The sequence below is a fragment of the Bacteroides stercorirosoris genome, from assembly GCF_900142015.1.
Taxonomy (GTDB): domain Bacteria; phylum Bacteroidota; class Bacteroidia; order Bacteroidales; family Bacteroidaceae; genus Bacteroides; species Bacteroides stercorirosoris.
In genome coordinates this window covers 54,172-79,936 of the sequence record NZ_FQZN01000017.1, presented here as the reverse complement: position 1 = coordinate 79,936, position 25,765 = coordinate 54,172, and the positions used below count along the sequence as shown (strand labels likewise).

Genomic DNA, 25,765 nt, shown 5'->3' with positions numbered 1-25,765 from the left:
TGGGGGAAAAAATGATGAAAACAAGATTTTTGATGTTAGCGATGATGATGTGCATAGCTGCTATGACCTTCAGCGCATGTAGTGATGATGACAATGATGATAAAGGCATTAATGTGCCGGAATCTGTGGCACAGGCTCTGAAACAGAGATATCCGAGTGCGACAGGGATAGAGTGGAAACAGAAGAAATCGTATTACGTTGCCGACTGTTGGCTGGATGGAAAAGAATCGAATATATGGTTTGACGCCAGCGCCAATTGGCAGATGACGGAATCGGAATTGTATTGGAATGACGTTCCGGCTGCCGTACAAACTGCATTTGCTAATGGTGAATACGCCAACTGGGTGCAAGATGATTATTATTTCTTGTTCTATCCGTTGCAGCCTATGCAGTATGTGATTGAAGTGGAGCAGGGAAAACTGAAATATCAGTTGTTCTACTCTGAAGATGGAGGATTGATGAATACGGTGGATGTGTCAGGTAAGGATGATACGATTTATCCGCCGGAGGTGTAAGATAGTGACGGGCTACGGGCGCAAGTTACAAGTTGCTGCGCTGTAGCCCGTCACTTAAATTAGTACTATGTGCTAAATTATCACTCTCCCATAGGGCGATAATCTTTAGCCAGCCCGCCTTCACTGGTTTCTTTGTAAAGCGACGGCAGGTCATTTCCGGTTTCTTTCATCACTTCCACTACTTTGTCGAAAGATACACGATGCATACCATCAGTAAAGGAAGAATAAAGATTGGCATCCAGAGCACGGGCGGCAGCATACGCATTTCGTTCGATACAAGGAATCTGTACTAATCCGCAAACCGGGTCACACGTCATGCCCAAATGATGTTCCAATCCCATTTCAGCAGCATATTCTATCTGCGCCGGACTGCCGCCGAACAATTGATTGGCAGCGGCTGAAGCCATAGAACAAGCTACGCCGACTTCTGCCTGGCATCCTGCTTCAGCTCCTGAAATAGAAGCGTTGGTTTTCACGATATTTCCTACAAGACCTGCCGTGGCAAGAGCACGCAGAATACGGATATCACTGAAATCCCGACTCTTGGCAAGGTGATAAAGCACTGCCGGCATCACACCGCAGGAGCCACAGGTGGGTGCGGTAACTATGGTTCCGCCCGAAGCATTCTCTTCACTTACGGCCAGAGCGTAGGCAAATACTAGTCCGCGTGATTGCAGGGATTGTTTGTATCCGCTGGCACGTATATAATAGGTGGAGGCTTTGCGGCGCAGATTCAACGGACCGGGTAATACCCCTTCCTGTTCCAGTCCGCGGCGGACAGCTGCCTGCATGGTTTTCCACACTTCGTTCAGATAATCCCAGATATCCTCTTCCTCACATTCCTTGACGTACTCCCAATAACTTCTTCCGGTTTTCTCGCACCATTGCAGAATTTCGGTCATGTGGTTCATGGTGTAGATATCCGATGTGTTGACCGAAGATGCACCATTGTTTTCTTCGGCCAGAGCGCCTCCTCCGACACTGAAGACCGTCCAGGAATCCGTTTCTTTACCTTCTGCATCCAAAGACACGAATTTCATACCGTTGGGGTGGAAGGGGAGGAATATTTTCGGTTCCCATACTATCTCTACCGGAGCGGCAGGTTGCAGCGTCTCGGTAATGGCTATATTGGTCATATGCCCTTTACCTGTAGCGGCAAGGCTACCGTATAAGGTCACTTTAAAAGAGGAAGCTTCCGGATGTTTCTCCAGAAAAAGCTCGGCAGCCTTGCGTGGTCCCATTGTATGGCTGCTTGAGGGACCTGTACCGATACGGTAGAGTTCTTTGATTGATTTCATGGTTATATTGTTTATAGGTCAACGACTGTGATTCCTGCGCCGCCGAATTGCACATGCTCGTCAGCAAAGTGCCTGATGCCGGGAACTGTCTGCAGATATTGGCGGATAAGTGTGCGCAAAATGCCTGTACCTGTTCCGTGAAGAATACGTACACGCGCCATGCCGACAAGGATGGCATCATCAATGAAGTAGGTCACTGCCTGTAGGGCTTCATCACCACGCATACCTCGTACATCAATATCTTGTTTGAAGTTCAGTTTCTTCTCATACATGCTGTCCTGCGTCTGATTGCTGACAAATGTACTTTTGGTAGAACTGTCCACCTTTTGCGGAACAGTGTTGGTACGTTCCAAGCGTTCCACTTTCACGGTGGTCTTTATACTGCCGAAAGCGATGACGGCATTCTTTCCGTTCACTTCCATTACTTCGCCCACCGAACTCTGCCCTTTTATCTTCACCATAGCACCGGGGACGATACTTGCCAGGCGTTCTGCCTCTTGTTTGGCTTTTAGTGCCTCCTGTTCCTGTGCTGAAAGTCCGTTTCCTGCATCTTTGGCTTTTTTATCTTTCTTCCGGTTTTGCCTTTCCTGCAATTTCTGCATCTTGCGGGCTATCTTTTCCTCTTGTTCTTTGGAGGCGAGAGCTTCCATTGATTCGCGGAATTCAGTCAGCTCTTGACGTGCCTGGCGGGTCTTTTCTTTTTCCGCCTGCGCTTCTTTGATGGTACGGATGGTATTCTCAATCCGGGCGTTGGCTTCCTGTACCAGCTGTTCGGCTTCTTCTTTGGCTTTTCGGATAATCTCTTTGCGGGATTTCTGCAAGTCTTCCATTTCGGCCTGGTAGCGGGAGATAGTTTCTTCCATGTGCTTCTCGCGTTGGCGGATGGTCTGGCGTTTTCCTTCCCAATAACGCTTGTCGCGTACAATGTCCTGCAAATATTTATCGGCATTGATGTATTCACTGCCTACAATTTCGGATGCATCGGCAATGACATCTTCCGGAAGACCGATCTTCCGGGCTATTTCTACGGCAAACGAACTTCCGGGATTACCTATCTGGAGTTGGAAGAGTGCCTGCATCAAGTGGCGGTCGTACAACATAGCTCCGTTCACTACACCTTCATGGTCTTCGGCAAAATGCTTCAGATTCTGGTAGTGTGTAGTGATAACACCGAACGTTAGTTTTTGGTTGAAGCGTTTCAGTACGGCTTCGGCTATGGCTCCACCAATCTGCGGTTCCGTGCCGCCACCGAATTCATCGATGAGGATGAGGCTGCGCTCATTGCAATTCTTCATCATCATTTTCATGTTGGTCAGATGTGAAGAGTAGGTACTCAGGTCATCTTCGATGGACTGTTCATCACCTATATCTATGAAGATGCTGCTGAAAATGCCCGCATGACTACGTTCGTGCATGGGGATGGGCATACCGCATTGCAACATATATTGCAATAAACCTACGGTTTTGAGGCAGACGGATTTACCGCCGGCATTCGGACCGGAGATGATAAGAATGCGTTGCTGTTTGTTCAACTCGATTTCCAGGGGGACTACCTTCTTGCCGTGTTTGGCAAGGGAGAGTTGGAGTAACGGATGTACAGCCATAGTCCAGTCCAGTATCTGCGTATTTTCCAATGCGGGTTTTATGCCTGATATTTGCAGGGCAAACAGGCTTTTGGCACGGATGAAGTCTATTTCGGCAAGGAATTCGTAGGACTGCAACACATCGGGGATGGAGGGACGCAGCAGATTGGAGAATTCTACCAGGATGCGGATTATCTCTCTGCGTTCGTCTGCTTCGAGTTCGCGGATGCGGTTGTTGGCTTCCACCACTTCGGCGGGTTCAATGAAGACTGTCTTTCCACTTGCCGACTCGTCATGTACGATACCTTTGATTTTACGTTTCAGTCCCGGTGCTACGGGAATTACCAGACGACCGTCGCGCATGGTGGGGGTGACGTCTTTATCTACCACACCTTCCGATTGGGCATTGCGCAGGATGCTGTTCAGCGAACGGGAAATACTGTTCATGGTATTTGCCAGTTCACGGCGGATACGTGCCAGTTCGGAGGAGGCATTATCCTTTATTTTCCCGTAAGGTGACAATATGTTGTTTATCTTCTGGATAAGCTGTGGAAATGCCAGGATGTCTTTGGCGAGATGCCGCAGGCAAGGGTAGGGGGAATCTCCCTCTTCCGTATCGTCCTTTTCGAGGAATCGCACGATGTCGCGTATTGTTTCCAGCGAGCGGCGCAGGTCGAACAGCTCCTGCTCGTCCAGGTACATTCCTTCTACACGTATTCGTTTTAGCGACGGGCGTACGTCGAAAAAGTATTGGGCGGGGAAATTATCTTCCTCTTCTATAATACGGATAAATTCGGTGACGAGGTTCAGACGTTCTTCCACTTCTTCATAGTGGTCAGAGAATGCCATGTCCGTCACCCGTTCTACGCCTAATGTACTAAGGCATTTTTCGCTTAGCAATTGGCGTATCTGGTCGAAACCTATCTTATGTTCAAAGTTCTGTGGGTATATCATGATGCAAAAGTAGTATTTATTCGCGAAAAAAATGGCAGGAAGTTTGTAGAATTAAAAATGATTTGTACCTTTGCACCGCTTTAAGAGAAAAGCACTTCTTGAAAGAGGAGTTTTGGAGAGGTGGCAGAGTGGTCGATTGCGGCGGTCTTGAAAACCGTTGTACTGCGAGGTACCCGGGGTTCGAATCCCTGTCTCTCCGCTGGATAAGCTAATAAAAGCCTGCAAGTCAATAACTTGCAGGCTTTTTTGTTGCGTATGATTTTCTTTCTGAATATATCTGTTATGGAGTACACAGTGTAAACTGCATATATTTCCGTTTGGCTTGACTCAGAACTTCTTCGTCAACGCAAGCACCGTTCCGGAAAAATGAATGTTCCGGGTAACTTCCTTTTTTCTTTATTGTTCTGTCCCAATTGCCTATGATTTGTCCGTCATGAGCGATCACAGGGTAGAACAATCCGTTATTAGTGAAAGCTTTTGAGTAATATTCTTTAGGCAGAGCGTCCGTGCGGTCTTTGTATCCGATAAGATATTCATCATACGGAGGAAGCAGTAACAGACTGCCGGATGTCTTTCCACGGGTACGGCAAGTATTATGGATATACCAGGTCTGATCCCTCCATTGTTCAGAGGTCATTTCAGACTTTATCAGATAAATGGCTTGTCGGGCTTCTGTTATCGGGAGACCGGACCACCAGATGAAATCCTGCAAAGTGGCGGGGGCATGGCTGCGAAAATAGCTTCTTGCCAAGCGTGCCAAAGCTTCATCCTTTGTAGGGTCGGGCATCGGCGGAACCCGTTCCTCCAGAAGTGCATAGGTGTGTTGTCTGCCTCTGCATTCGCCGCTACACAGAATGCCCTCTGTCTCTGCGCGTGCCATAAACCGGCTTATGTGATAATTGGTGGCGGGAAGTCCTGAATGTCCGAACTGTTCGGCAATCTCCTGTTTTGTCATACTTTTCTTTCCGCAAAGAATATTTTCGAGCAGCCGGTTGCTCTTCGTGAAAGTACTTTCCGTTATTTCCAACTCATGCCCTTTGGCAAATGAATCGTTGGCCGATTTAATACGTTGGGCAGACAACTTCAGCATCCAGCGAATATCCTCTGCCGCTACAAGATGCCATGTAGGGCGCATCACGTGAATTCTTAGAATTTCTCCCTGATGCAGCGCTTCCTCTACCATCCGGAGAGAGGGTGACTTCAAACGCATTCCTACAGCCCATCTGACCATCGTGTAATCTTGCGCCTGTATAGCTCCCATCCAGGATACTAATTCTTTGGGCTGACGAAACTGCGGAGCCGATAATTGTTGGTTCAGTAGGCGGATGTTGGGGACTTTCATATTGATAATATTGTTTTTGGAGTTAATTTCACAAAGATAGAAAAAAGAAGGAACCTTGCATATATCTTATATGAAATCATAGAATATATTTATGAATAGAAAGACCGTATCAAGTAGCAGAACTGTAATCTTTAAATAAAGTTGGTTTGAAATTTTGTTATTCCGAAAACTTCCCCTATCTTCGCGCCCCGAACAAGGAGAGGTGCTCGAGTGGTTGAAGAGGCACGCCTGGAAAGCGTGTATACCCCTAAAGGGTATCCGGGGTTCGAATCCCCGTCTCTCCGCAAAGTGTATATGTAATAATAGATGAAGTCTCGCAAATTATTGAGTTTGCGAGACTTTTATGTTTTTCTAGCTTTCCGAGACCTTTCTTTTCCTGATTGCTTTTTGTTTATCTATAATAGATGATCGGTAGCGATAAGTAGCAAGATCAGTTTTGCAGAAAAGGAAAAGAGGATGCATTCACTTAGCGGAATGCACCCTCTTTTTTCAATCGGTCAGTTTAGGTTTTATTTCTTCTTGTTTACTTCTACAGTATAAGTACGTTTCCCGTCATAGATACTGTTGACGAGTATTTTCAATCCTTTTTTTCCTTCCAGTTGCTTTTCTATTTCATCCAGTTTGAATGATACTACCCCCCAACCCGGTTTGCGCTGCTCATCATTGTAAGCATTGTGGCGGAACTCCAGATTGATGTAATCCTCGTCCGGCTCCGGTGCTTCGGAGGTTTGGTTAATTACCAGGTTCAGCATATGTTTCTTGTCCGGATTATCGCTGTGAAAGAACTGGTGCTCGATATTTAGATAGTTTCCCGTAATCCAAAGTTCGGCGACATTGATGCGGTCGTTACCGATACTGTCGGCAGTCTCTTCGGTGAGAGGAATGATATCTTTCGTCAGTATATTTTCAAGTTGTATCAGCTTCACATTATATTCATAGCCCGGTTTGTCTTCTTCCAGCGGAAGAAAATGGATGAAAACACGTTGTCCGTTCACCAATTCGTAATTATGTATATAGGCCGTATCACTGGGATACATCTTATCACCGTCATCCAGATTAAAAAAATAATCTTTGCCGTCAATTATCTCCAGGGTACCGATCGTGAAAAGGGTATTGCGATAATCGTTATCATCATCCAGGCAAGACTGTAACATTGGCATTGTTAAAACCGTAAGTATAACTGCTACCAAATAAAATCTTAACTTCTTCATCAATTGTGGGGTTTTGGTGTTAATCTAAAAAAATCCGTTTGCTTAGAAAATACAATAGACCGGGAAATACTGCATAAGTGAGTGTTAAAGAAACAAAAGAACTATTTTCTTGTCCGCTCCGCGCAGTATTTCTATCTTTGCTGCATTTATAAGATAAACGCGTGTCAAAAGAAGGAATGGAAGAACAGGAACTGGCAGGACGGTGCAGGCAAGGAGACAATCTTGCCAGAAAGGAGCTGTACGAGCGCTATGCAGGGCGGATGCTCAGCGTATGCCTCCGTTATACGGGCGACCGTGAAACAGCAGAAGACCTGATGCACGATGGCTTCCTGAAACTCTTCGATTCTTTTGATAAATTCACTTGGCGGGGTGATGGTTCCTTGCGGGCGTGGATGGAGCGTGTTATGGTGAATACGGCGTTGCAATACTTGCGCAAGAATGATGTAATCAACCAGTCGGAGGCACTGGACAACATACCCGAAACGTATGAAGAGCCAGATGTTTCGACAGTGGAAACTATTCCTCAGAAGGTGCTGATGCAATTCATCAGTGAATTGCCTGCCGGTTATCGCACCGTATTCAACTTATATATATTTGAAGAAAAATCTCATAGGGAGATTGCCCAGATGCTGGGTATCAATGAGAAGTCATCAGCTTCGCAGCTGACACGTGCCAAGGCTGCTTTGGCTACGAAAGTGAAGGAGTGGATGAGAAACAATGCTTAAAGGAAAGGACGTATGATGAAAGATGATGAATTGTGGTTGAAAAAGATAAAGGAACGGTTGGACGATTATTCCGAACCGTTGCCTGATACCGGCTGGGAACGGCTGGAGAAGGCTTTGCCGGCTTCTCCGTCCATGTCGGTCGGGACGAAAAAGAATATTCTGTTCCGGCGTTGGGCGATGACGGCTGCGGCTGTCGTACTGGTAGCGGTGTCATCGGTCAGCCTGTGGCTGATGCAAAGTCCGGTGATGGACGATGTGCGCCGCTCGGCAGGGCCGGCTCTGGCAATAATACCCGATGCTCTGCCGGAACAGGCGAAACCGGCTACTCAGGGAGAACAACCGGAACCTGTAATCAGACGGGTGGTGGAACAAGGAAGTGATTCTCACCATCAATCTCTTGTTGCACAACGTCTGGAGACGGAAGGAACTAACGTGAGGACAGGTGAAGAACTGCCGGGTGAGGGTGCAGGCACACGTATGACTGAAGTTAACGAAGGACTTCCGGTTTCAGAAGGAACGGAGAAGGTGGCGGAAGAAAACGTGACTTCTGGACAGGCAATGGAAAATACATCTTCGAAACAGGAGAAAGATGACCGGAGAGTGTACCGTCCTTCAGGGAAGGATAAGTTGCATTTGCCTTCTGAAAAGAAATCATCCAGAGAAGAAAAAGGCTGGGCGGTAGGCTTGTCTGTAGGAAATACGGGTGGTCTTGTTTCACTGGATAATGCCGGTGATATGCAGACTCCTCAGAACAGCGGCCCGTTGTTTAGTGATAAACTGGATTTGACGAATGTCTCTAATGGCATCCTGAGCATTCCTGAAGGGCAGGAACTGGTGTTTGACGGCGGAGTACCTTATTTGCGGAAGAGTACGCGTGTTGTCCGGGACATCAAACATAAGCAACCTATCAGCTTTGGCGTTTCTGTAAGAAAGTCATTACCTAAAAACTTCTCTGTGGAGACCGGAGTGACTTATACAATGCTGGCATCCGAAATAACGTATGAAGGAAGTTCGGAGAAGATAGACCAGAAGTTGCATTACATCGGTATTCCGGTGCGTGCAAACTGGAACTTTATAAATAACAAGAACTTTACGATGTATGTATCTGCCGGTGGTGCGGTAGAAAAGTGCGTTTACGGTAAGGTAGGAGGTGAAAAGGAAACGGTGAAGCCCGTGCAGCTTTCGGTAATGGGAGCGGTGGGCGCTCAGTATAATATAAGTAATAGAGTAGGTATCTATGTAGAGCCGGGTGTTTCTTACTTCTTTGATGACGGTTCTGCGATAGAGACGATACGTAAAGAAAATCCAACCAACTTTACGTTGCAGGCAGGTATCCGTCTGACTTACTAAGAGAATATCTGTTTCCCGGCAAGGGAAATGCTTGTATATGCAACGGGTGATAACAATGTATGTAATGAAACGTTACATACATTGTTATCACCCGTCCCTTTTTTCCTTCTTGTATTTAGTTGACTATGACAGTCTCAAAGTATTGTTTGAACAGTCTTTCAGCACGTTCCAGTTGTTCGGGAGTATTCTCCTTTACTTCTTTCAGTTTGTATTCCCATCCCATAGCTTCGTACTTGTGCACGCCCAGTCGGTGATAGGGGAGAATTTCTACCCGCTGTATACCTTTATATTTTCCGAGATATTCACCCAGACCGCGGATGTCTTCTTCAAAATCACTGTATCCCGGAACTAACACGTAGCGCAACCAGAAAGGACGTTCGTGTTCGTCCAGCCAGGCGGCTGTCTGCAAGGTCTTGATATTATTACATCCGGTCAGACTCTTATGGCGCTCGGGATTAAATTCTTTGATATCCAGTAATACTAAATCCGTCAGGCTTAAGAGTTCTTCCACTTTTTCATTCCAAATACCTCCGTTAGTATCCAGGCATATATGGATACCGTTAGCTTTCAGTTCCTTGAATAAAGGGATAAGAGCTTCTGCCTGCAACGTTGGTTCGCCACCGGAAAAAGTGATACCTCCTTTCTTCCCGAAGAATGCTTTCTGGCTGATTGCCATTTGCAGGATTTCTTCTGGTGGGGTAGGTGTACCCCCTTTTGCATCTATTGTATCCGGGTTGGCACAATACAAACAACGGAACGGACAACCTTGCAGGAAAACGACGAGCCGGAGACCCGGCCCGTCGAATGTTCCCATACTTTCGTAGGAGTGTACGTTTATCATATTACATTCTTTCGTGGAAGCTGCGGCTGATAACCTCTAACTGATGTTCGCGGCTCAGCTTCACAAAGTTCACAGCATAGCCCGAAACACGGATTGTCAGTTGCGGATACTTCTCCGGATGCTCCATGGCATCTTCCAGCATTTCACGGTTCAGTACATTTACGTTCAGGTGGTGTGCACCTTTGGTAAAGTAACCGTCCATCATTGTTACCAGGTTTTCAACACGGTCTTCCGCAGTCGGGCCGAGAGATTTCGGAACAATTGAGAACGTATTGCTGATACCGTCCTGTGAGTCACGATAACGCAACTTGGCTACGGAACTCAACGATGCGATGGCACCGTTCTTGTCGCGTCCGTGCATCGGGTTGGCACCCGGAGCGAAAGCCACACCTTTGGCACGTCCGTCGGGAGTGGCACCCGTCTTCTTACCGTACATCACATTAGAAGTGATGGTCAGCAATGAAAGGGTAGGACGGGCATTCTTGTAAACGGGCAACTTCTTCAGTTCTTCGCTGAAGTAGTACACCAAGTCCACACCGAGGTGGTCCACGCGGTCATCATTATTACCAAAGCAAGGAAATGCTCCTTCAATATCGAAACCTTCCGTCAGGCCGATTTCATTGCGGCGTGCCGTAACCTTTGCGTTCTTGATGGCGGACAGTGAGTCGATGGCAATGGAAAGACCTGCTACGCCATAAGCCAGATTAATGCGCGGATTTGTATCGATAAACGCCATCTGCGCTTTTTCATAATAATACTTATCGTGCATGTAGTGGATAATGTTCATCGCTTCGTTGTAAACGCGGGCAATTTCCGTCAGCACCTTTTTATAATTCGCCATCACTTCCTCGAATTTCAACACATCACTGGTTAGTACGGGGATGCCTTTTACCATAACCGTACCCGTGTTTTCGCAACGGCCGCCATTGATGGCAAGCAACAAGGCTTTTGCCAGGTTGGCACGTGCGCCGAAGAACTGGATTTGCTTACCGATAGCCTGATAAGATACGCAGCACGCAATACCGTAATCATCGCAGTTGCGCACTTCGCGCATCAGATTATCGTTTTCATATTGGATAGAGCTGGTATCTACTGATACTTTTGCGCAGAATTCCTTGAAACCTTCGGGCAGCTCAGGTCCCCACAATATCGTCAGATTCGGTTCGGGAGAAGGGCCAAGATTGTACAGCGTTTGCAGGAAGCGGAAAGAAGTCTTTGTCACTTTCACACGTCCGTCGTTGAAGCGTCCGCCGATGGCTTCGGTCACCCAAGTCGGGTCACCCGCAAAGATATCGTTGTACGACTGCATACGCAGATGGCGCACCATGCGGAGTTTGATTACGAACTGGTCAATCAGTTCCTGAGCAAACGTTTCGTTGATGTTTCCATGTGCCAGGTCGTACTCGATAAAGATATCGAGGAACGAGGAAACATTACCCAGTGACATGGCAGCACCGTCTTGTTCCTTCACAGCAGCCAGATAAGCCATGTACACCCATTGCACAGCTTCCTGTGCCGAAGTTGCCGGGCGACTGAGGTCGAGACCATAGTATTCGCCCATTACTTTAATATCCTTCAAAGCCTTGATTTGCTCTGCCACTTCTTCGCGCAAGCGGATGCGGTCGTCAGTCATCGGGCCGGTCAGATTGTGCAAATCTTCTTGTTTGGCTTCGATGAGGCGGTCGATGCCGTAGAGTGCCAGACGGCGGTAATCGCCGATGATACGTCCGCGGGCATAGTTATCGGGCAGTCCGGTGAGGAAGCCCAGTGAGCGGAATGAGCGGATCTCTTCGGTATATACGTCGAACACCCCGTCGTTGTGCGTCTTGCGGTAGTGGGTGAAGATTTCTTTTACTTTATCATCTATTTCCACGCCATTTTCACGGCAAGCCTTCATCACTACGTTGATGCCGCCGAAGGGTTTGATGGCACGTTTCAGCAATTCATCCGTTTGTAAGCCGACGATAAGCTCGCTTTCCTTATCTATATAGCCTGCCTGGTGTGAAGTAATGGTAGATACGGTATGGGGATCGAGAGAGCGGACGCCGTTGTTGGCTCTTTCCTCTTCGAGTGCTTTCAGACAAAGTTCCCAGATTTTTTTCGTGCGCTCGGTAGGTCCTTGCAGGAAGGATGCGTCTCCAGTGTAAGGCGCGATGTTTTTACTAACGAAATCACTGACATTGATTTCTTTGCTCCAAAGCCCGTCAATAAAGGTTTTGTTCAATTCCATAATATTCATTTTGTTAGTGGGTAAATGTAATGTTATCCTTTTGGGGCTGCAAAATTACGGAAATATTTCCGTAATAGTATGGATATATATGCCTTTTTTATGTTGAACAGCATAAAATAACTATTGTTAGGTATGCCACTTTCATCACTCACTGGAAAGTTTGTTTTTATGGCGGTTGTCGTCACTTTCATATTATCTTGTTGATAGATAGGATGTTATTAGTGTAGACAAAATGTTTTACCGTCACTCGTGTGGTGTATCTGCTTGATTATTAGCTATGTTCTTAGTGCTGACAAAAGTGACGGCAAATCACTTGCCGTCACTATCACCTTTTGTTCCTCTTAAATCTTTTCAATCTTTTCCTCTTTTTCCCGATTTATTCTGTTTACCTTTGCCGTCAATTATTAATAAACACGATATGGAAACATTCGATTACTCGCAGGTGCCTTATGGTTTTGGCTTATGTGCATCTGCCGATTGCCCTAAGGCTTCTACTTGTCTGCGCCACATAGCTTTGGAGCATGCTCCCGTAAAATATCCGTTCCTGCCCACCCTGACTCCTCAAAAACTGCAAGCCATGAAGGGAAAATGCGAATATTATCGTCCGAACAAGACAGTGCGTTATGCTAAAGGATTCACGCAGTTACTGAATTCCCTGACGGTCAGTGTTTCCGATACTTTCAGGTGCCGGCTTATTTCACACTTCGGACGCAAGAACTACTATCTTGCCCGTAAAGGCGACTGGTTGATAAAGCCTGCTGACCAGCAGTATATCATTCGTTTGGCCAAAGAGTGCGGACTCCAGTTGGATGACTACTTTGACGATTATGTGGATAGATATAATTGGGGAGACTAAAGGGCTCATTTCTGATTTCGTATAAGAACGACAGTTTCCTCTAATGGAAACTGCAGTTTCTCCTAATGGGAACTGTCGTTTCCCTTAATGGGAACTATCGTTTCTCTTCGTGGGAACGCTCGTTTCTCTTCATGGGAACGAGTGTGCCCTTGCATTGTCCTGATAATGGTCTGACTTATACTAAAATGGTTGTCACTATCAGTTGTTAGTTACTAAATGAGTTGTCACATACTATTGTTCTTTCCTGCTTTAGTTTACATTCTATTGAAACTATTCCTACTTTGCTTTACAGTGATTTTGTTTACTTGTGATGCTATAGGATTCGTAGCATCGGCTAATCTTCTTGTATGTATATTATTTTAGGTATAGAAGCTGTTTTTTTGCGCAGAAATGTTTGCGTTATCAAAAAAGAATAGTAACTTTGCACCGCTTTAAGAGAAAAGCACTTCTTGAAAGAGAAGTTTTGGAGAGGTGGCAGAGTGGTCGATTGCGGCGGTCTTGAAAACCGTTGTACTGCGAGGTACCCGGGGTTCGAATCCCTGTCTCTCCGCTGAATTAACCGGACAAAGCCGGATAATGAATAGTAAAGTCCCACAAATTCAATGATTTGTGGGACTTTTTTATCCCCTTATGTCTGCCCTACCGGACATCATTTAGCCTTTAAAAGACAAAGTTAGTAACCTAACTCGTACCCCCGACAACAGAAAGCGTAAAAGGGGTACACTTAGTCTGAAATTGGCGAACTTCTGGTACTATTGGGCACTAATTTTTGATTTCGTTTTTTCATTTCTTGCTCTGTGTAACTAAGAACCTTTCATTTTTGAGATTACCAAATATTACGATGTATTCTATCCTCTATCCAAATTTCTTTCTGTTTGCAGATATGTGCATTTTCCGCTGCATAGCCGATGGCAAGAAAACAAGTAAACTCGTATTCTTCGGGAGCATTAACGAGGTGTCTTACATATTCCGGTTCGTTACCGATGGGAATACGGAACGCACACGCCAGTCCCTCTGCGGTTGCTGCCAGTAAGATATTTTCTACTGCCGCCCATGCCGAAGCGAAATAATTGAGTGAACTTTGGTCTGTCGGGTGACACAGAGGACAATCCTTTTGTCGGAAAAACGGTAGAACAAGGCAATTACTCTGCATTAGCATACGTTGTTGTTTGGGTAACGCATCAACAAACATGGCATATCCGTCTTTGTCCATTACATCTGCGGCGGCTTCAAGTCCGGTCTGTTGAATGTTTTTGGTGTTTTCTGCCACTGGCGATATAAGTCGGGCAATGTTTTCTTGCCCTCTCACCACAATGAACTCAAACTGTCGCAAATGGTCGTTGGTCGGAGCTTTAAAGGCTGCCGATAATACTTTTTCCAGCACTTTATCCGTTACTTCCTTATCGGAAAAGTCGCGGATGGTTCTTCTTTTCTCTAATACTTGATAGAAATCCATAACAATACATTTTAATAGTTATACTTATTGTTTTCGGCAGCAAAGTTACGGCTGTTTATTGTTGCATATTTGTGGTATTGTTTTGTATAATTGTCGTATATTTGCATAGAACTAATTTATATGCAATTATGGAAGAAGTAATTATCCCTTATGAATTGCCCGAAGTGGAAAATCATTCGTTCTTCTTTATAGACCAACGAGTTGATACTCATATAGAAGCCAAATTGCATCAGCATGATGCATGGGAGTTATATTATGTGTTACATGGATATGGAACTCGGATGGCAGGTGATACGTTACAATCTTTTTCGGCAGGAGATGTGGCATTGATACCACCATCCATGCATCATTATTGGGAATATATACCTTCATCGGCAGACAGTGACGGGTGTATTCACTACTTGATGGTTGCTTTCAGTCACTCTTTTGTAACGAGGTGCATGGAGGTATTTCCCGAATTGCGAAATCGTTTAGCAAGTCTTACATTTCCTGTTAATGCATTAAAGTTTGGACTGGAAAGTTCTCGTATCATTCGCAAAATATTATCTCAGATGAACGAAATGGACGAATTAGGTCGATTGTGCGAAATGTTCCGCTTACTACCTATTATTTTCAATACTTCCGACCATATTTTTGCAGGTAAACCTATGAACATTGAACGTGATGTAAGACGTATGCAACAAATTTGTACTTATGTGATGGCTCATTATGTTCATACTATCTCTTTAGATGAAATTGCCGCCGAAGTGGGCATGAACCGTTCTGCGTTTTGCTCTTATTTCAAGCGATGCAAAGGGATGACATTCTCACAATTTGTTACCCAGTATCGCTTGAATACTGCTTGTGAACTTCTGAAACACTCACAAAAACAAGTTTCGGAAATCTGTTTTGCGGTAGGCTTTAATGATGTTCCACATTTTAACAGAGTTTTCAAAGAATTGAAAGGAGTATCACCAAAGGACTATAGGAAGGTAAATACCTAAATGCTAAATGTTTATATTCAAAGACTTACATAAATCGGAACAGTGTTGTGTCATTGAGCCATGAAACCTGTATCTACCTAAAGGGTACTTGCCAATAGTAAGTAAAACAATGTCATTTTTATAATTTTCATGTTTTGCACTGTTGCTATCAATGGCTAAGCAGAGAACGCTGTAAGCGTTAGTCTGCTTCGTTAGTAACTTCGTTATTCCGCAAGTTCAAACTTTCTCAGCGACTGACATATCAGATTTGTATAGGAAATAGATTTTACACGCTATACCTTATTTATATCATTTATGGTTTCCAGCCTGTTACTGTTATTGAGTAAATCCCGACATTGCCTGATTTATACTTCCGAATTGTGTCTTCATCCAAATGTTCATATAGTACTTCATCAGGAATAAGAACTGTTTTGGTTCTTTCAACGCGAATATCCATGAAATCAGCTTTTTCTATTTCTTTCAGATAATCTTCCCTTTGAATGGCACTTGCGATACATCCCGCATACATGGCAGCATTATCTGTAAACTCTTTGGGGAATATTCCGTTAAGTACGACATCTGATATGCAGAAATGTCCTCCCGGTTTTAGTACGCGGTAAATCTCCTTGAAGATCATATTTTTCTGGGGAAGTAGGTTTAGCACGCAGTTGCTTACAATCACATCTGCAGTATTGTCATGCAGAGGCATCTCTTCTATGTCTCCTTCCAGGAACTCCACATTAGTATATCCCCGCTTGAGTGCATTCTTGCGAGCCTTTAATATCATTTTGGGGGAGAAATCAATGCCAATGACTCTGCCACTCTCACCCACTTCTGCACGGGCAATAAAGCAATCATTTCCTGCCCCGGAACCTAAATCAACAACTGTATCACCTTTATTTATGTCAGCATATTGAGTCGGCAGTCCGCATCCCACTCCTAAATCCGCATCGGGTTCATACCCTTTTAAGTTTGTATAATCTTCACTCATGATAGTGAATACTTTCTTGGATGGGCTTGCCGGGTTTCTGCCACAGCAGCATCCTTTGGGTTCATCGGCATTTAAAGCAAGTTCACTATAGCGTTGCTTCACTAATTCTTTCAGATTCTGATTATTTTCCATTTCTAGCCTGTATTAAAGTTTATACTATAATCGTAATTCGTAGAACAGCGAACGTTCTTTTCAAAAAAAAGTGCTGTTATCCACAGCACGATGTTTCCGTACATTGGTAGTCACCAAAGAATGTGGCAAATAATTTGCGGGCGAGTTCCCAATTTTGTCGGTTGATACAATACCGGACTTTGGGAGTTTCTATTTCTCCCTGAATTAAACCAGCTTCTTTCAACTCTTTCAAATGCTGCGAAACGGTTGCTTTAGCAATAGGTAATTCTTCGTGGATATCACCGAAGAAGCAGCTTTCCTGGTTTGCCAAAAAAGCAAGAATAGCCATCCGTGCCGGATGTCCCATTGCTTTGGCAAAGCGAGCAATTTGTTCCTGTTCTGCTGTATACTGTTTCTCTTTCACTTCAGCTCTTCTATTTGTTTGTTCGCAAAACTACGAACAATATTTTGAATGGCAAAATAAAACAGTTTTTTTCGGTTAAGTGCAAGACGGTTACAGTTCTTTTTTCATCCAATAATTTGTGAGAAACAATACATTTGCTTTTCGTTTTTGTTCACGCATTACCTTATAACCTTTACTTTCAAAGAAGGGTTTTGCCGTGATGCAGACTTCAGAGGTTATTATGGGGATTTGTCGTTCTATTGCATATTCTTCGGCCATTGATAAAAGAAAACTTGCAACTCCTCTGCCTTGATAGTCCTTATGCACAAACATGGATTGCAAATAACCATCTTGTTGTATAGATGTAAATCCGATAATCTGGTTTTCTTCATTCAGTGCAACAATGAAATATAGATTGGTGATTAAATCGGTCAGGTGTTGTATATCATCCCCACATGAAGCCCAATCCTCTATTTCTTCTGGCGTATAGTCAGCTTTGTTGATAGCGCGTAAAGTTGCTTTGTACATCTCCTTTAGCTCCGGGATATCAGCGAGAGTTGCTTTCCTGAATCGGTAGTTTCTATTTTCCATAATAAATCTGTTTTCCGCAAAAATACGAAAAGTTTTCATAAAGAGAAGCAATCATTTATTCTATGAAACAGCGAAACAATAAACAAAGGAAAACTGTTTCTTATCATATAACTTAAAACGGATATAATTATGAATAAAACAGTTGATTTGTTGGGACAACAGGCAGAATATTACCTGAACCATACATGTAAGACAATAGATAAGAAATTAATTCATGTTCCGGGGCCTGATATGATTGATAAAGTCTGGATGGACTCTGACAGGAATGTCCGTACGCTTAATAGTTTGCAAACCTTGTACGGGCATGGACGCCTTGCAAATACCGGGTATGTATCTATTTTGCCGGTCGACCAGGATATAGAACATACAGCCGGAGCGTCATTTGCTCCGAATCCAATCTATTTTGATCCTGAAAATATAGTAAAATTGGCTATTGAAGGAGGGTGTAACGCAGTTGCATCTACATTCGGCATATTGGGAGCCGTGGCTCGCAAATATGCACACAAAATACCTTTTGTTGTGAAACTGAACCATAATGAATTGCTGACTTACCCGAACTCTTACGACCAGGTAATGTTTGGAACAGTAAAAGAGGCCTGGAATATGGGTGCGGTGGCAGTTGGTGCCACTATTTATTTCGGGTCGGAACAGAGTCGTCGCCAGATTGTTGAAATATCGCAGGCTTTCGAGTATGCGCATGAATTAGGTATGGCTACTATTTTATGGTGCTATCTGAGAAATAATGATTTTAAGAAAGAGGGTACGGATTATCATGCGGCAGCCGACCTAACCGGACAAGCTAACCACATCGGAGTGACCATTAAGGCTGATATCGTAAAACAAAAACTTCCTTCCAATAACGGAGGATTCACAGCCATCCATTTTGGTAAAACAGATGAAAGAATGTACTCTGAACTTGCAACTTCACATCCTATCGACCTGTGCCGTTATCAGGTTGCTAACGGCTATATGGGCCGTGTAGGTCTGATTAATTCGGGTGGTGAATCTCATGGAGAATCGGATTTGCGCGATGCTGTTGTTACGGCGGTTATCAATAAACGTGCCGGTGGAATGGGATTGATTAGCGGAAGAAAGGCATTTCAGAAACCGATAGGAGAGGGTGTTCAGTTGTTGAATGCGATTCAGGATGTTTATCTGGATTCTTCGATAACTATTGCATAAATTAGTAAAGTTTATCATGGGGCGGAAAAATGCTATCTCGAATATGAACGTTTCCGGGAAATCCGCCTCATGTATAACCCTTGAATGGTTGTCACTAAGACCGATTTCCTGTGAAAGAGGAATATTTGAGTTTATCAATCTCTCCATTCATTATTAACGGTAAATTACTGCGTATTTTTTCAATAGGCCAGTTCCACCATTGTAATTCTTGTAATCGGGCAATCGTGTCCGCATCAAAGCGCAATCGTATTTCTTTAGCCGGGGTTCCACCTACTATAGTGTAGGGAGGAACATCTTTAGTTACTACTGCCCGTGACGCTATAATTGCCCCATCGCCTATATGTACTCCACTCATAATTACAGCCTCATAACCTATCCATACATCATTACCAATAGTAATATCACCTTTGTTGTCCCATGCTGAGGCTACATCTTTTTTATCTAACCCCCATTCTTCGAAGAATAATGGAAATGTATAATTTGCCAAGGACTTCAGAGTATGATTTGCGCTATTGAAAAGAAATTTGGAACCGCAGGCGATAGAGCAGAACTTCCCGATTATCAGCCGGTCTTTATTGATGGGATAATGATATAATACATTGTTCTTTTCAAACAGTGTGGGGTCGTTTACAAAATCATTGTATATCGTGTAGTCACCTACAATAATATTGGGGTTTTTAATAACTGTATTCAGGTAAATAGTCTGAAAATCATTTGTACGGGGATATGTTTGAGCATTCATGATGATTAATCTTTTTTGATTGCAATCGGTTTTGGGTTGTTGCAATATGCAAATATAGAAAGATATTATTTCTAAAACCGTAGTGTAGGCCTCATTTTTATTTCTCTTTCTCATTAACATCGGAGTTATGAGCAATTTGATTATCTTTGGGCACTGTTAAATGATCAATCAATTATTATCCTATAGCCATGAAGACAAAGATTTTATTACCGGTAATCAGTTTTTTCTTATTAGTTGCATCTTGTACAAACAGTAGTGATAAAAAAGCAGGTAATCAAGATACTAAAAGTAATGTCACTTCTACTGATTGGCAATCCCGCTATGATAAGATTGAGGCATCTGATCTGCCTGATAATGTAATTCAACTTATCGGTAAAGAATGGATGCTTGTTACGGCAGGAAATAAAGGCTCCTACAATACGATGACCGCCAGTTGGGGAGGTGTCGGATATATTTGGGAGCGTCCCTCTACTTTTATCTTCATTCGCGATACCCGCTATACCTATCAATTCTTGCAACAGGAGGAAAGTTTCACCCTCAGTTTCTTTGACGAGAAATACCGCAATGCCCTGCGTATATGCGGAACAAGGTCGGGAAGAGATACAAACAAGATAGAGGAAGCCGGACTTACTCCTTTGGAAACACCATCCGGGTTAATGAGCTTTGGAGAAGCCAGAATGATTATTGAATGTAAGAAGATGTTTGTTCAGGAATTGGACTATGCCAATCTGACTGAGCCCTACAAAACTAAGGTCATGGAAGAATCATATAAAAACGAATCCTCCAAGCATCAAATGTTTATTTCCGAAATAACCAATATTTGGGTTAAGAAATAATTTTCAACTAAAATTTGGTCAAAATTTCCTTTTCATTGGTAAAAGGACAACTGTTTTTCGGTCAATTCTTGGAATTCATCCTCTTTTCTGTATATTTGCGCCCGCATTTTACCAGTGCCACTATTAACCACCTAATTCAGAATGTACTAAACTATAACACTAATGGAGCAAATAAATGCGGTGATTACAGGAGTCGGGGGATATGTACCCGACTATATCCTGACCAATGATGAAATTTCTAAAATGGTCGATACCTCTGACGAATGGATCATGGGACGTATCGGTATAAAGGAAAGACGTATTCTGAATGAAGAGGGGCGCGGCACTTCATATATGGCTCGTAAAGCTGCAAAACAATTGATGCAACGCACAAAATCCAATCCGGAAGATATTGACCTGGTGATTGTAGCCACTACTACTCCTGATTATCGTTTACCTTCAACTGCTTCCATCCTCTGCGAAAGACTGGGCTTAACGCGTGCTTTCGCTTTTGATATGCAAGCTGTTTGCAGTGGCTTTCTGTATGCGCTGGAGACAGGAGCGAATTTCATCCGCTCAGGAAACTATAAGAAGATTATCGTGGTGGGAGCCGATAAAATGTCATCAATAATAGATTATACCGACCGTGCCACCTGTCCGATTTTTGGCGATGGGGCGGCAGCTTTCATGCTGGAGCCTACCACGGAAGATTATGGTGTGATGGATGCCGTTTTGAGAACGGATGGTAAGGGATTGCCTTTCCTGCATATCAAAGCCGGTGGTTCTGTATGCGCCCCTTCCTATTATACAATGGATAATCACATGCACTATATTTATCAGGAGGGCCGCACGGTATTCAAGTATGCTGTAGCCAATATGTCGTCGGCTTGCGAATCTATTATTGAGAGAAATCACTTGAGCAAAGACGAACTTGCCTGGGTGATACCTCATCAGGCTAACCAGCGCATAATCAGTGCTGTAACACAACGCTTGGAAGTGCCGTCTGAAAAAGTGATGGTTAACATCGAGCGTTATGGCAACACAAGCGCCGCCACGCTTCCGCTTTGTATCTGGGATTTTGAAAGCAAGTTGAAGAAAGGCGATAAACTGATTTTCACAGCCTTTGGGGCAGGGTTTGCCTGGGGAGCTGTTTACGTCAAGTGGGGATATGATTCAGATACTTCTTCATCCGCCAAAAGCGGACAAAGCCCCCCAAAAACAGAATAACTCCGGAGACTATGCATATCCATGCAAGTCTGTCCAGACGTGAAATACTATCAATCTGTAATATTCCAATCCCTGCGGTTAGGAGGTAAAGCGACGTACGGATATACGAAAACAATGTTCTTTCGTTAGCAAGTTTGGTACGTTCGAGCGCCAGATGGTCACGGAGTATCAATTCATTGTTTTCGGGTTTGTCGGTAGTTTTTTGCATAACCTTGTTTTTTTAATGTAACTCTTCTTATTATAAACAGTGCGAAAACGCAAATAGTTTATTAGATATATATTATCTTTGTGGGGAATCATTACATGACAATATTTTGTTGACCGTAACAATAAACTTAAAAAACAACCAACGTATTATGAATCAAGAACTATCAATGAGCGCCAATCAACTGGTGGCCGCTCTTCAAAAGCCAGCTTCCGAATTTACGAAAGCCGACATCATTTCTTATATCAAAGAAAACGATATCCGCATGGTGAACTTCATGTATCCTGCTGCAGACGGGCGACTGAAAACACTGAATTTTGTTATTAACGATGCTGCCTATCTCGATGCAATACTTACTTGCGGAGAACGTGTAGACGGATCGAGCCTGTTCTCATTCATCGAGGCGGGTAGCAGTGACTTATATGTGGTGCCTCGTTTCAGTACCGCTTTCATTGATCCTTTTGCTGAGACAACTACGCTTTCCATGCTTTGCTCTTACTTCAATAAAGACGGCGAACTGTTGGAAAGCTCTCCGGAATACACGTTGCGGAAAGCCTGCCAGGCATTTACCGATGTGACGGGGATGGAATTTCAGGCTATGGGCGAATTGGAATACTATGTAATAGCAGAGGATGACGGACTTTTTCCGGCTACCGACCAGCGTGGTTATCATGAATCGGCTCCTTATGCCAAGTTCAATGATTTCCGCACGGACTGCATGTTGCATATCGCGCGAGCCGGTGGACAAATCAAGTACGGTCATTCCGAAGTGGGTAACTTCACGCTCGATGGCAAAGTCTATGAGCAAAATGAAATCGAATTCCTGCCGGTACGTGCCGACCGTGCTGCCGACCAACTGATGATAGCTAAATGGGTTATCCGTAACCTGGCTTATCAGTACGGATACGACATAACCTTCGCACCCAAAATCACAACAGGAAAAGCTGGCTCCGGTCTGCATATTCATATGCGTATTATGAAGGACGGACAGAATCAGATGTTGAAAGACGGTATACTTTCTGAGACAGCCCGCAAAGCTATTGCAGGAATGATGGAGCTGGCACCCTCTATTACTGCTTTCGGCAATACCAATCCTACTTCTTATTTCCGTCTTGTTCCGCACCAGGAGGCACCGACGAATATTTGTTGGGGCGACCGCAACCGTTCTGTATTGGTACGTGTACCGTTGGGCTGGTCGGCAAAGACGGATATGTGTATGTTGGCCAATCCGCTGGAAGCCCCGAGTCACTATGACACTACGCAAAAGCAGACTGTAGAAATGCGCTCTCCCGACGGTTCGGCAGATTTATATCAGTTGATAGCCGGGCTGGCGGTGGCTTGTCGTCATGGCTTTGAGATGGAAAATGCTTTGGATATTGCAGAAAAGACGTATGTAAACGTGAATATCCATAAGAAAGAGAATGAAGACAAGTTGAAGCAACTGGCGCAACTGCCCGATAGCTGTGTCGCTTCTGCTGATTGTCTGGAAAAGCAACGTGCTTCTTTTGAACAGTACGGAGTGTTCAGCCCTGCAATGATTGACGGAATTATCAGTAAACTGCGCTCTTATGATGACAAGACATTGCGTAGTGATATACAGAACAATCCGGATGCAATGTTGGCATTGGTGAGGAAGTACTTCCATTGCGGATAAAGGATTGGGTTGAGATAAACAAGGAGGGTAAAAATCTTTTTTACCCTCCTTATCTTGATTTTTGTGTTTCTGTCTTAATATACACTTGCCGATTGAATAACTATCTTTTCTAACAACTCCTGCATCTTTCCAATTACCGGCTCTCCTGTAAGCCCATATTCTGCTGCCATCACTTTCATTTGCGGGAATGTGGCCCATACGCTTCCGTTCTTATCTTCCCATACCGATATCTTTAACGGTAATTCAATGGAAATACTTGGATTATCCTGCATCAGTTTGGTTCCTACTTTGGGTGAACCGAAAACAATCACCTGGTTCGGACGGAGTTCAAGACCTACCTCTTCGGCATTCTTTCCGTGGTCGAATATGGCAAATACAGGGATACCCATTGTTTTCAATGTCTGCTCGATGCGTGTCACGGTTTCGGCTACACAGAACTGGCTTTCGTAAGTATAAAGCAGATTGTCATTGGCTCCTGTGCCCATTTTACTGCTATCAAAGGCAGCAGCAATCTTGCGTCCCAGATTGGTCATGTCTACGCCTTCCTTATTGGCAAGAAGGGTGACGCATACCAACTCCGAAGCATCTGTAAAGCGGCTCAGGAAAGCTGAATGTCCTGATACGTTTCCCTTGATATCCATCAGTCCTTTGTGATTGTAGAACTGCCATCCGGCTATGGCGGGAATCATTTTTCCATTGGCAAGCCTGGTAGGTTTATAGATGATGTCCCGGTTTTCCGGTTTGGCAATCAGCACACCTCCGGCAAGGCCGATATCCCAATGGCTGATGTTTTCGGCTGATGCCCATATATCGGAAAAACCTTTCATGGCCGTCGGGCTAACAGTAGGGGCGGCTACCAACTTGCCATCCTTTTCTATATACCCCGTGGTCGTCTCCGATGGATTGATATAATCTTTATCTTTCTTGAAAGTCTGGTGCACATTGGCGGTAGTGATTACGTCTTCCTGCTTTACTTTCGCAAGGTCTTCTCCAAAGTAAGTCTGTTGAAGTCCGAGATAGTCTATCTGATACTTCTTTACGAAATCGTGGTAGGACATTTTACTAACCTTTTCAATCACAGACGTCAGCAGAAGGAAGTTAGTGGCACTTTGCTTCACATCCGTACCTGGTTCAAAAGCCAACGGAATAGCCTTTACGGTTTCTATCAGTTGCACGGGCTGATAATCGGCGGATACGTCGAAGCCCTTTTGTGAACGATAATCGGCAATGCCCGAACTATGTTGCATCAGTTGGAGTATGCTGATGTTCTGCCAGCTTTCCGGGATATCTTTGAGATACTTTCCGACAGGCTCGTTCAGATCCAATTTCCCTTTTTCGTATAATTGCATGATTGCTACGGCCGCAAATCCCTGAGAGATAGGTCCGACAGGCCAGAGGGTTTTAGCTGCCGCCAGATTTCCTTTTTCAAAATCCGTGACTCCGTAGCCTACGACACGGGGGATGTAGGGAGCCTGCACGATGGCGAGCGTCATGCCCGGTATTCCCTGTTCTTCCATGAATTCATAAATCATTTGGTCGATAGCTTTTCCCTGATAAGCTACGTGCACATTTCCCCTGCCTTCCTGTGGCAATTGATTTTCATACTTCTTCATAATTGTTCCTCCGTCTTGTGCCAAAATCGTTCCCGATATCAGCAAACCTGCTAATGTTAATAATTTCTTTTTCATACTATTTTTATCAGAGTTTTATTGTTGATTTCCGATGTTGCAAAGGTAGGCGGTTTGGGGCTGCGAGAAAATGACGATACAACATATAAACTATGCAATTGTTCCCGATTGCAGTAAAAAGGGCTTCCGCTATACTAATTGTTTATGTAATGTATAGGATTTATATATTAATAAGGTAAGTACTGATATGCGTGTCTCATAACAAGTAGGTTATGAATCATTTTTGAGGTAAATACGGATTTTTGAAATTCCATCCAATAGAATGATTATATTTGCATCTTAACTATTTAAGAAACAAATTATAAACCCTTAATCTGTAAGCAATGAGATTTAACAACGTAAGATTATTAGTAAAAGACTTCGCTAAATGCTTTAAATTCTACACCGAACAACTCGGATTAGAACCAGCCTGGGGAGATGAAAACAGCGGATACGCCAGTTTTAAAGTGGCCGACGGAATAGAAGGCTTCACCCTTTTTGTATCCGACTGGATGGCACCTTCAGTGGGCAATGCAGATAAACAGCAGCCCGTTGCGATGCGTGAAAAGTTAATGGTCTCATTCAGTGTAGATAATTTAGACGAAACCTTTGCCGCTCTGAAAGCAAAAGGCGTGATGTTTATCAATGAACCTACGGATATGCCCGATTGGGGGATGCGTTGCCTGTACCTGCGCGATCCCGAAGAAAATCTTATAGAACTCTTTACCCCTCTGTCGCCGGAGCAATTTAGTCAGGAACTCCTCGAAGAAGATAAGAAATTTCAATAAGAGTTGGATTATGATTGCTTTTTCACTTGATTTTCATAGATTTTCAGAACCTCAAGAACTATGATT

The 25,765-nt window shown here is 44.0% G+C and carries 23 protein-coding genes and 3 tRNA genes; 13 read left to right on the top strand and 13 right to left on the bottom strand.

Annotated features, from left to right (window positions below; translation table 11 throughout):
* Window positions 1-11: 11 nt before the first annotated feature.
* Complete coding sequence (locus BUC01_RS13870) at window positions 12-515, top strand: PepSY-like domain-containing protein (protein WP_073314018.1); 504 nt, start codon at window positions 12-14, stop codon at window positions 513-515.
* Between the two features lie 80 nt (window positions 516-595).
* Here the strand turns inward: BUC01_RS13870 and BUC01_RS13865 are convergent, their stop codons facing one another.
* Together BUC01_RS13865 and BUC01_RS13860 are read right to left on the bottom strand one after the other, a co-directional pair.
* A complete protein-coding gene (locus tag BUC01_RS13865) occupies window positions 596-1,813 on the bottom strand; it encodes an L-serine ammonia-lyase (RefSeq protein ID WP_025832003.1) in 1,218 nt (405 codons plus the stop codon).
* 11 nt (window positions 1,814-1,824) lie between these two features.
* Window positions 1,825-4,350 (bottom strand): endonuclease MutS2, encoded by a 2,526-nt coding sequence (locus tag BUC01_RS13860; protein ID WP_073313997.1) that lies wholly within the window; start codon window positions 4,348-4,350, stop codon window positions 1,825-1,827.
* A gap of 114 nt (window positions 4,351-4,464) precedes the next feature.
* On the opposite strand from BUC01_RS13860, the gene BUC01_RS13855 reads away from it, so the two are divergent.
* Window positions 4,465-4,549, top strand: a tRNA-Ser gene (locus tag BUC01_RS13855).
* A gap of 81 nt (window positions 4,550-4,630) precedes the next feature.
* Here BUC01_RS13855 and BUC01_RS13850 read toward each other — a convergent pair.
* Window positions 4,631-5,692, bottom strand: coding sequence for a winged helix DNA-binding domain-containing protein (locus BUC01_RS13850; protein ID WP_073313994.1), 1,062 nt, complete (start codon window positions 5,690-5,692; stop codon window positions 4,631-4,633).
* A 196-nt stretch (window positions 5,693-5,888) separates the two neighbouring features.
* Here BUC01_RS13850 and BUC01_RS13845 point away from each other — a divergent pair.
* Window positions 5,889-5,976 (top strand) — tRNA-Ser (locus BUC01_RS13845).
* A gap of 225 nt (window positions 5,977-6,201) precedes the next feature.
* On the opposite strand, the gene BUC01_RS13840 is transcribed toward BUC01_RS13845, so the two are convergent.
* Window positions 6,202-6,903: a NigD1/NigD2 family lipoprotein gene (locus BUC01_RS13840; RefSeq protein ID WP_025834419.1), complete on the bottom strand. Its 702-nt coding sequence runs from the start codon at window positions 6,901-6,903 to the stop codon at window positions 6,202-6,204.
* A gap of 176 nt (window positions 6,904-7,079) precedes the next feature.
* Here BUC01_RS13840 and BUC01_RS13835 point away from each other — a divergent pair, with 176 nt between their 5' ends.
* On the top strand, window positions 7,080-7,628 hold the full coding sequence (locus BUC01_RS13835; protein ID WP_025834418.1) for an RNA polymerase sigma factor: 549 nt from the start codon (window positions 7,080-7,082) through the stop codon (window positions 7,626-7,628).
* Window positions 7,629-7,640: 12 nt separating this feature from the next.
* Window positions 7,641-8,978, top strand: coding sequence for an outer membrane beta-barrel protein (locus tag BUC01_RS13830; RefSeq protein ID WP_025834416.1), 1,338 nt, complete (start codon window positions 7,641-7,643; stop codon window positions 8,976-8,978).
* 115 nt (window positions 8,979-9,093) lie between these two features.
* Here BUC01_RS13830 and pflA read toward each other — a convergent pair whose 3' ends face one another.
* Together pflA and pflB are read right to left on the bottom strand one after the other, a co-directional pair.
* On the bottom strand, window positions 9,094-9,819 hold the full coding sequence (gene pflA / locus BUC01_RS13825; protein WP_025834414.1) for a pyruvate formate-lyase-activating protein: 726 nt from the start codon (window positions 9,817-9,819) through the stop codon (window positions 9,094-9,096).
* Between the two features lies 1 nt (window position 9,820).
* Window positions 9,821-12,049, bottom strand: a complete 2,229-nt coding sequence (gene pflB, locus BUC01_RS13820) for a formate C-acetyltransferase (protein ID WP_073314017.1) — start codon at window positions 12,047-12,049, stop codon at window positions 9,821-9,823.
* A gap of 418 nt (window positions 12,050-12,467) precedes the next feature.
* Between pflB and BUC01_RS13815 the strand changes: the two genes are divergently transcribed.
* The gene (locus BUC01_RS13815) at window positions 12,468-12,905 is read left to right on the top strand and encodes a DUF6078 family protein (protein ID WP_073313992.1); all 438 of its coding nucleotides are present in this window, start codon (window positions 12,468-12,470) and stop codon (window positions 12,903-12,905) included.
* A 465-nt stretch (window positions 12,906-13,370) separates the two neighbouring features.
* Window positions 13,371-13,455 (top strand) — tRNA-Ser (locus tag BUC01_RS13810).
* A 276-nt stretch (window positions 13,456-13,731) separates the two neighbouring features.
* Here the strand turns inward: BUC01_RS13810 and BUC01_RS13805 are convergent.
* A complete protein-coding gene (locus tag BUC01_RS13805; RefSeq protein ID WP_025834412.1) occupies window positions 13,732-14,361 on the bottom strand; it encodes a nitroreductase family protein in 630 nt (209 codons plus the stop codon).
* A 128-nt stretch (window positions 14,362-14,489) separates the two neighbouring features.
* Between BUC01_RS13805 and BUC01_RS13800 the strand changes: the two genes are divergently transcribed.
* The gene (locus BUC01_RS13800; RefSeq protein WP_025834410.1) at window positions 14,490-15,344 is read left to right on the top strand and encodes an AraC family transcriptional regulator; all 855 of its coding nucleotides are present in this window, start codon (window positions 14,490-14,492) and stop codon (window positions 15,342-15,344) included.
* A gap of 292 nt (window positions 15,345-15,636) precedes the next feature.
* Here the strand turns inward: BUC01_RS13800 and arsM are convergent, their stop codons facing one another.
* From arsM to BUC01_RS13785, 3 genes are all read right to left on the bottom strand, one after another.
* Entirely contained in the window at window positions 15,637-16,446 is an 810-nt protein-coding gene (gene arsM / locus BUC01_RS13795) for an arsenite methyltransferase (protein ID WP_073313990.1), read from the bottom strand.
* Window positions 16,447-16,522: 76 nt separating this feature from the next.
* Window positions 16,523-16,849 carry an ArsR/SmtB family transcription factor gene (locus BUC01_RS13790; RefSeq protein WP_025834408.1) on the bottom strand — a complete coding sequence of 109 codons (327 nt, stop codon included), beginning with the start codon at window positions 16,847-16,849 and terminating at the stop codon, window positions 16,523-16,525.
* 90 nt (window positions 16,850-16,939) lie between these two features.
* Complete coding sequence (locus tag BUC01_RS13785; protein WP_025834406.1) at window positions 16,940-17,419, bottom strand: GNAT family N-acetyltransferase; 480 nt, start codon at window positions 17,417-17,419, stop codon at window positions 16,940-16,942.
* 129 nt (window positions 17,420-17,548) lie between these two features.
* Here BUC01_RS13785 and BUC01_RS13780 point away from each other — a divergent pair, with 129 nt between their 5' ends.
* Window positions 17,549-18,601, top strand: coding sequence for a class I fructose-bisphosphate aldolase (locus BUC01_RS13780; protein WP_025834404.1), 1,053 nt, complete (start codon window positions 17,549-17,551; stop codon window positions 18,599-18,601).
* 94 nt (window positions 18,602-18,695) lie between these two features.
* Here BUC01_RS13780 and BUC01_RS13775 read toward each other — a convergent pair whose 3' ends face one another.
* Window positions 18,696-19,343: a CatB-related O-acetyltransferase gene (locus tag BUC01_RS13775; RefSeq protein ID WP_025834403.1), complete on the bottom strand. Its 648-nt coding sequence runs from the start codon at window positions 19,341-19,343 to the stop codon at window positions 18,696-18,698.
* 188 nt (window positions 19,344-19,531) lie between these two features.
* Between BUC01_RS13775 and BUC01_RS13770 the strand changes: the two genes are divergently transcribed.
* Together BUC01_RS13770 and BUC01_RS13765 are read left to right on the top strand one after the other, a co-directional pair.
* On the top strand, window positions 19,532-20,179 hold the full coding sequence (locus BUC01_RS13770) for a flavin reductase family protein (protein WP_025834402.1): 648 nt from the start codon (window positions 19,532-19,534) through the stop codon (window positions 20,177-20,179).
* A gap of 162 nt (window positions 20,180-20,341) precedes the next feature.
* Window positions 20,342-21,385: a beta-ketoacyl-ACP synthase III gene (locus tag BUC01_RS13765; protein ID WP_025834401.1), complete on the top strand. Its 1,044-nt coding sequence runs from the start codon at window positions 20,342-20,344 to the stop codon at window positions 21,383-21,385.
* Here BUC01_RS13765 and BUC01_RS13760 read toward each other — a convergent pair.
* Entirely contained in the window at window positions 21,315-21,593 is a 279-nt protein-coding gene (locus BUC01_RS13760; protein ID WP_073313988.1) for a DUF202 domain-containing protein, read from the bottom strand. The two genes, BUC01_RS13765 and BUC01_RS13760, sit on opposite strands and share 71 nt — an antisense overlap.
* Before the next feature lie 148 nt (window positions 21,594-21,741).
* On the opposite strand from BUC01_RS13760, the gene BUC01_RS13755 reads away from it, so the two are divergent.
* Entirely contained in the window at window positions 21,742-23,244 is a 1,503-nt protein-coding gene (locus BUC01_RS13755; protein ID WP_025834400.1) for a glutamine synthetase family protein, read from the top strand.
* Between the two features lie 74 nt (window positions 23,245-23,318).
* Here BUC01_RS13755 and BUC01_RS13750 read toward each other — a convergent pair whose 3' ends face one another.
* A complete protein-coding gene (locus BUC01_RS13750) occupies window positions 23,319-24,932 on the bottom strand; it encodes a serine hydrolase (protein ID WP_073313986.1) in 1,614 nt (537 codons plus the stop codon).
* 323 nt (window positions 24,933-25,255) lie between these two features.
* On the opposite strand from BUC01_RS13750, the gene BUC01_RS13745 reads away from it, so the two are divergent.
* The gene (locus BUC01_RS13745; RefSeq protein ID WP_025834399.1) at window positions 25,256-25,699 is read left to right on the top strand and encodes a VOC family protein; all 444 of its coding nucleotides are present in this window, start codon (window positions 25,256-25,258) and stop codon (window positions 25,697-25,699) included.
* Window positions 25,700-25,765 lie beyond the last annotated feature (66 nt).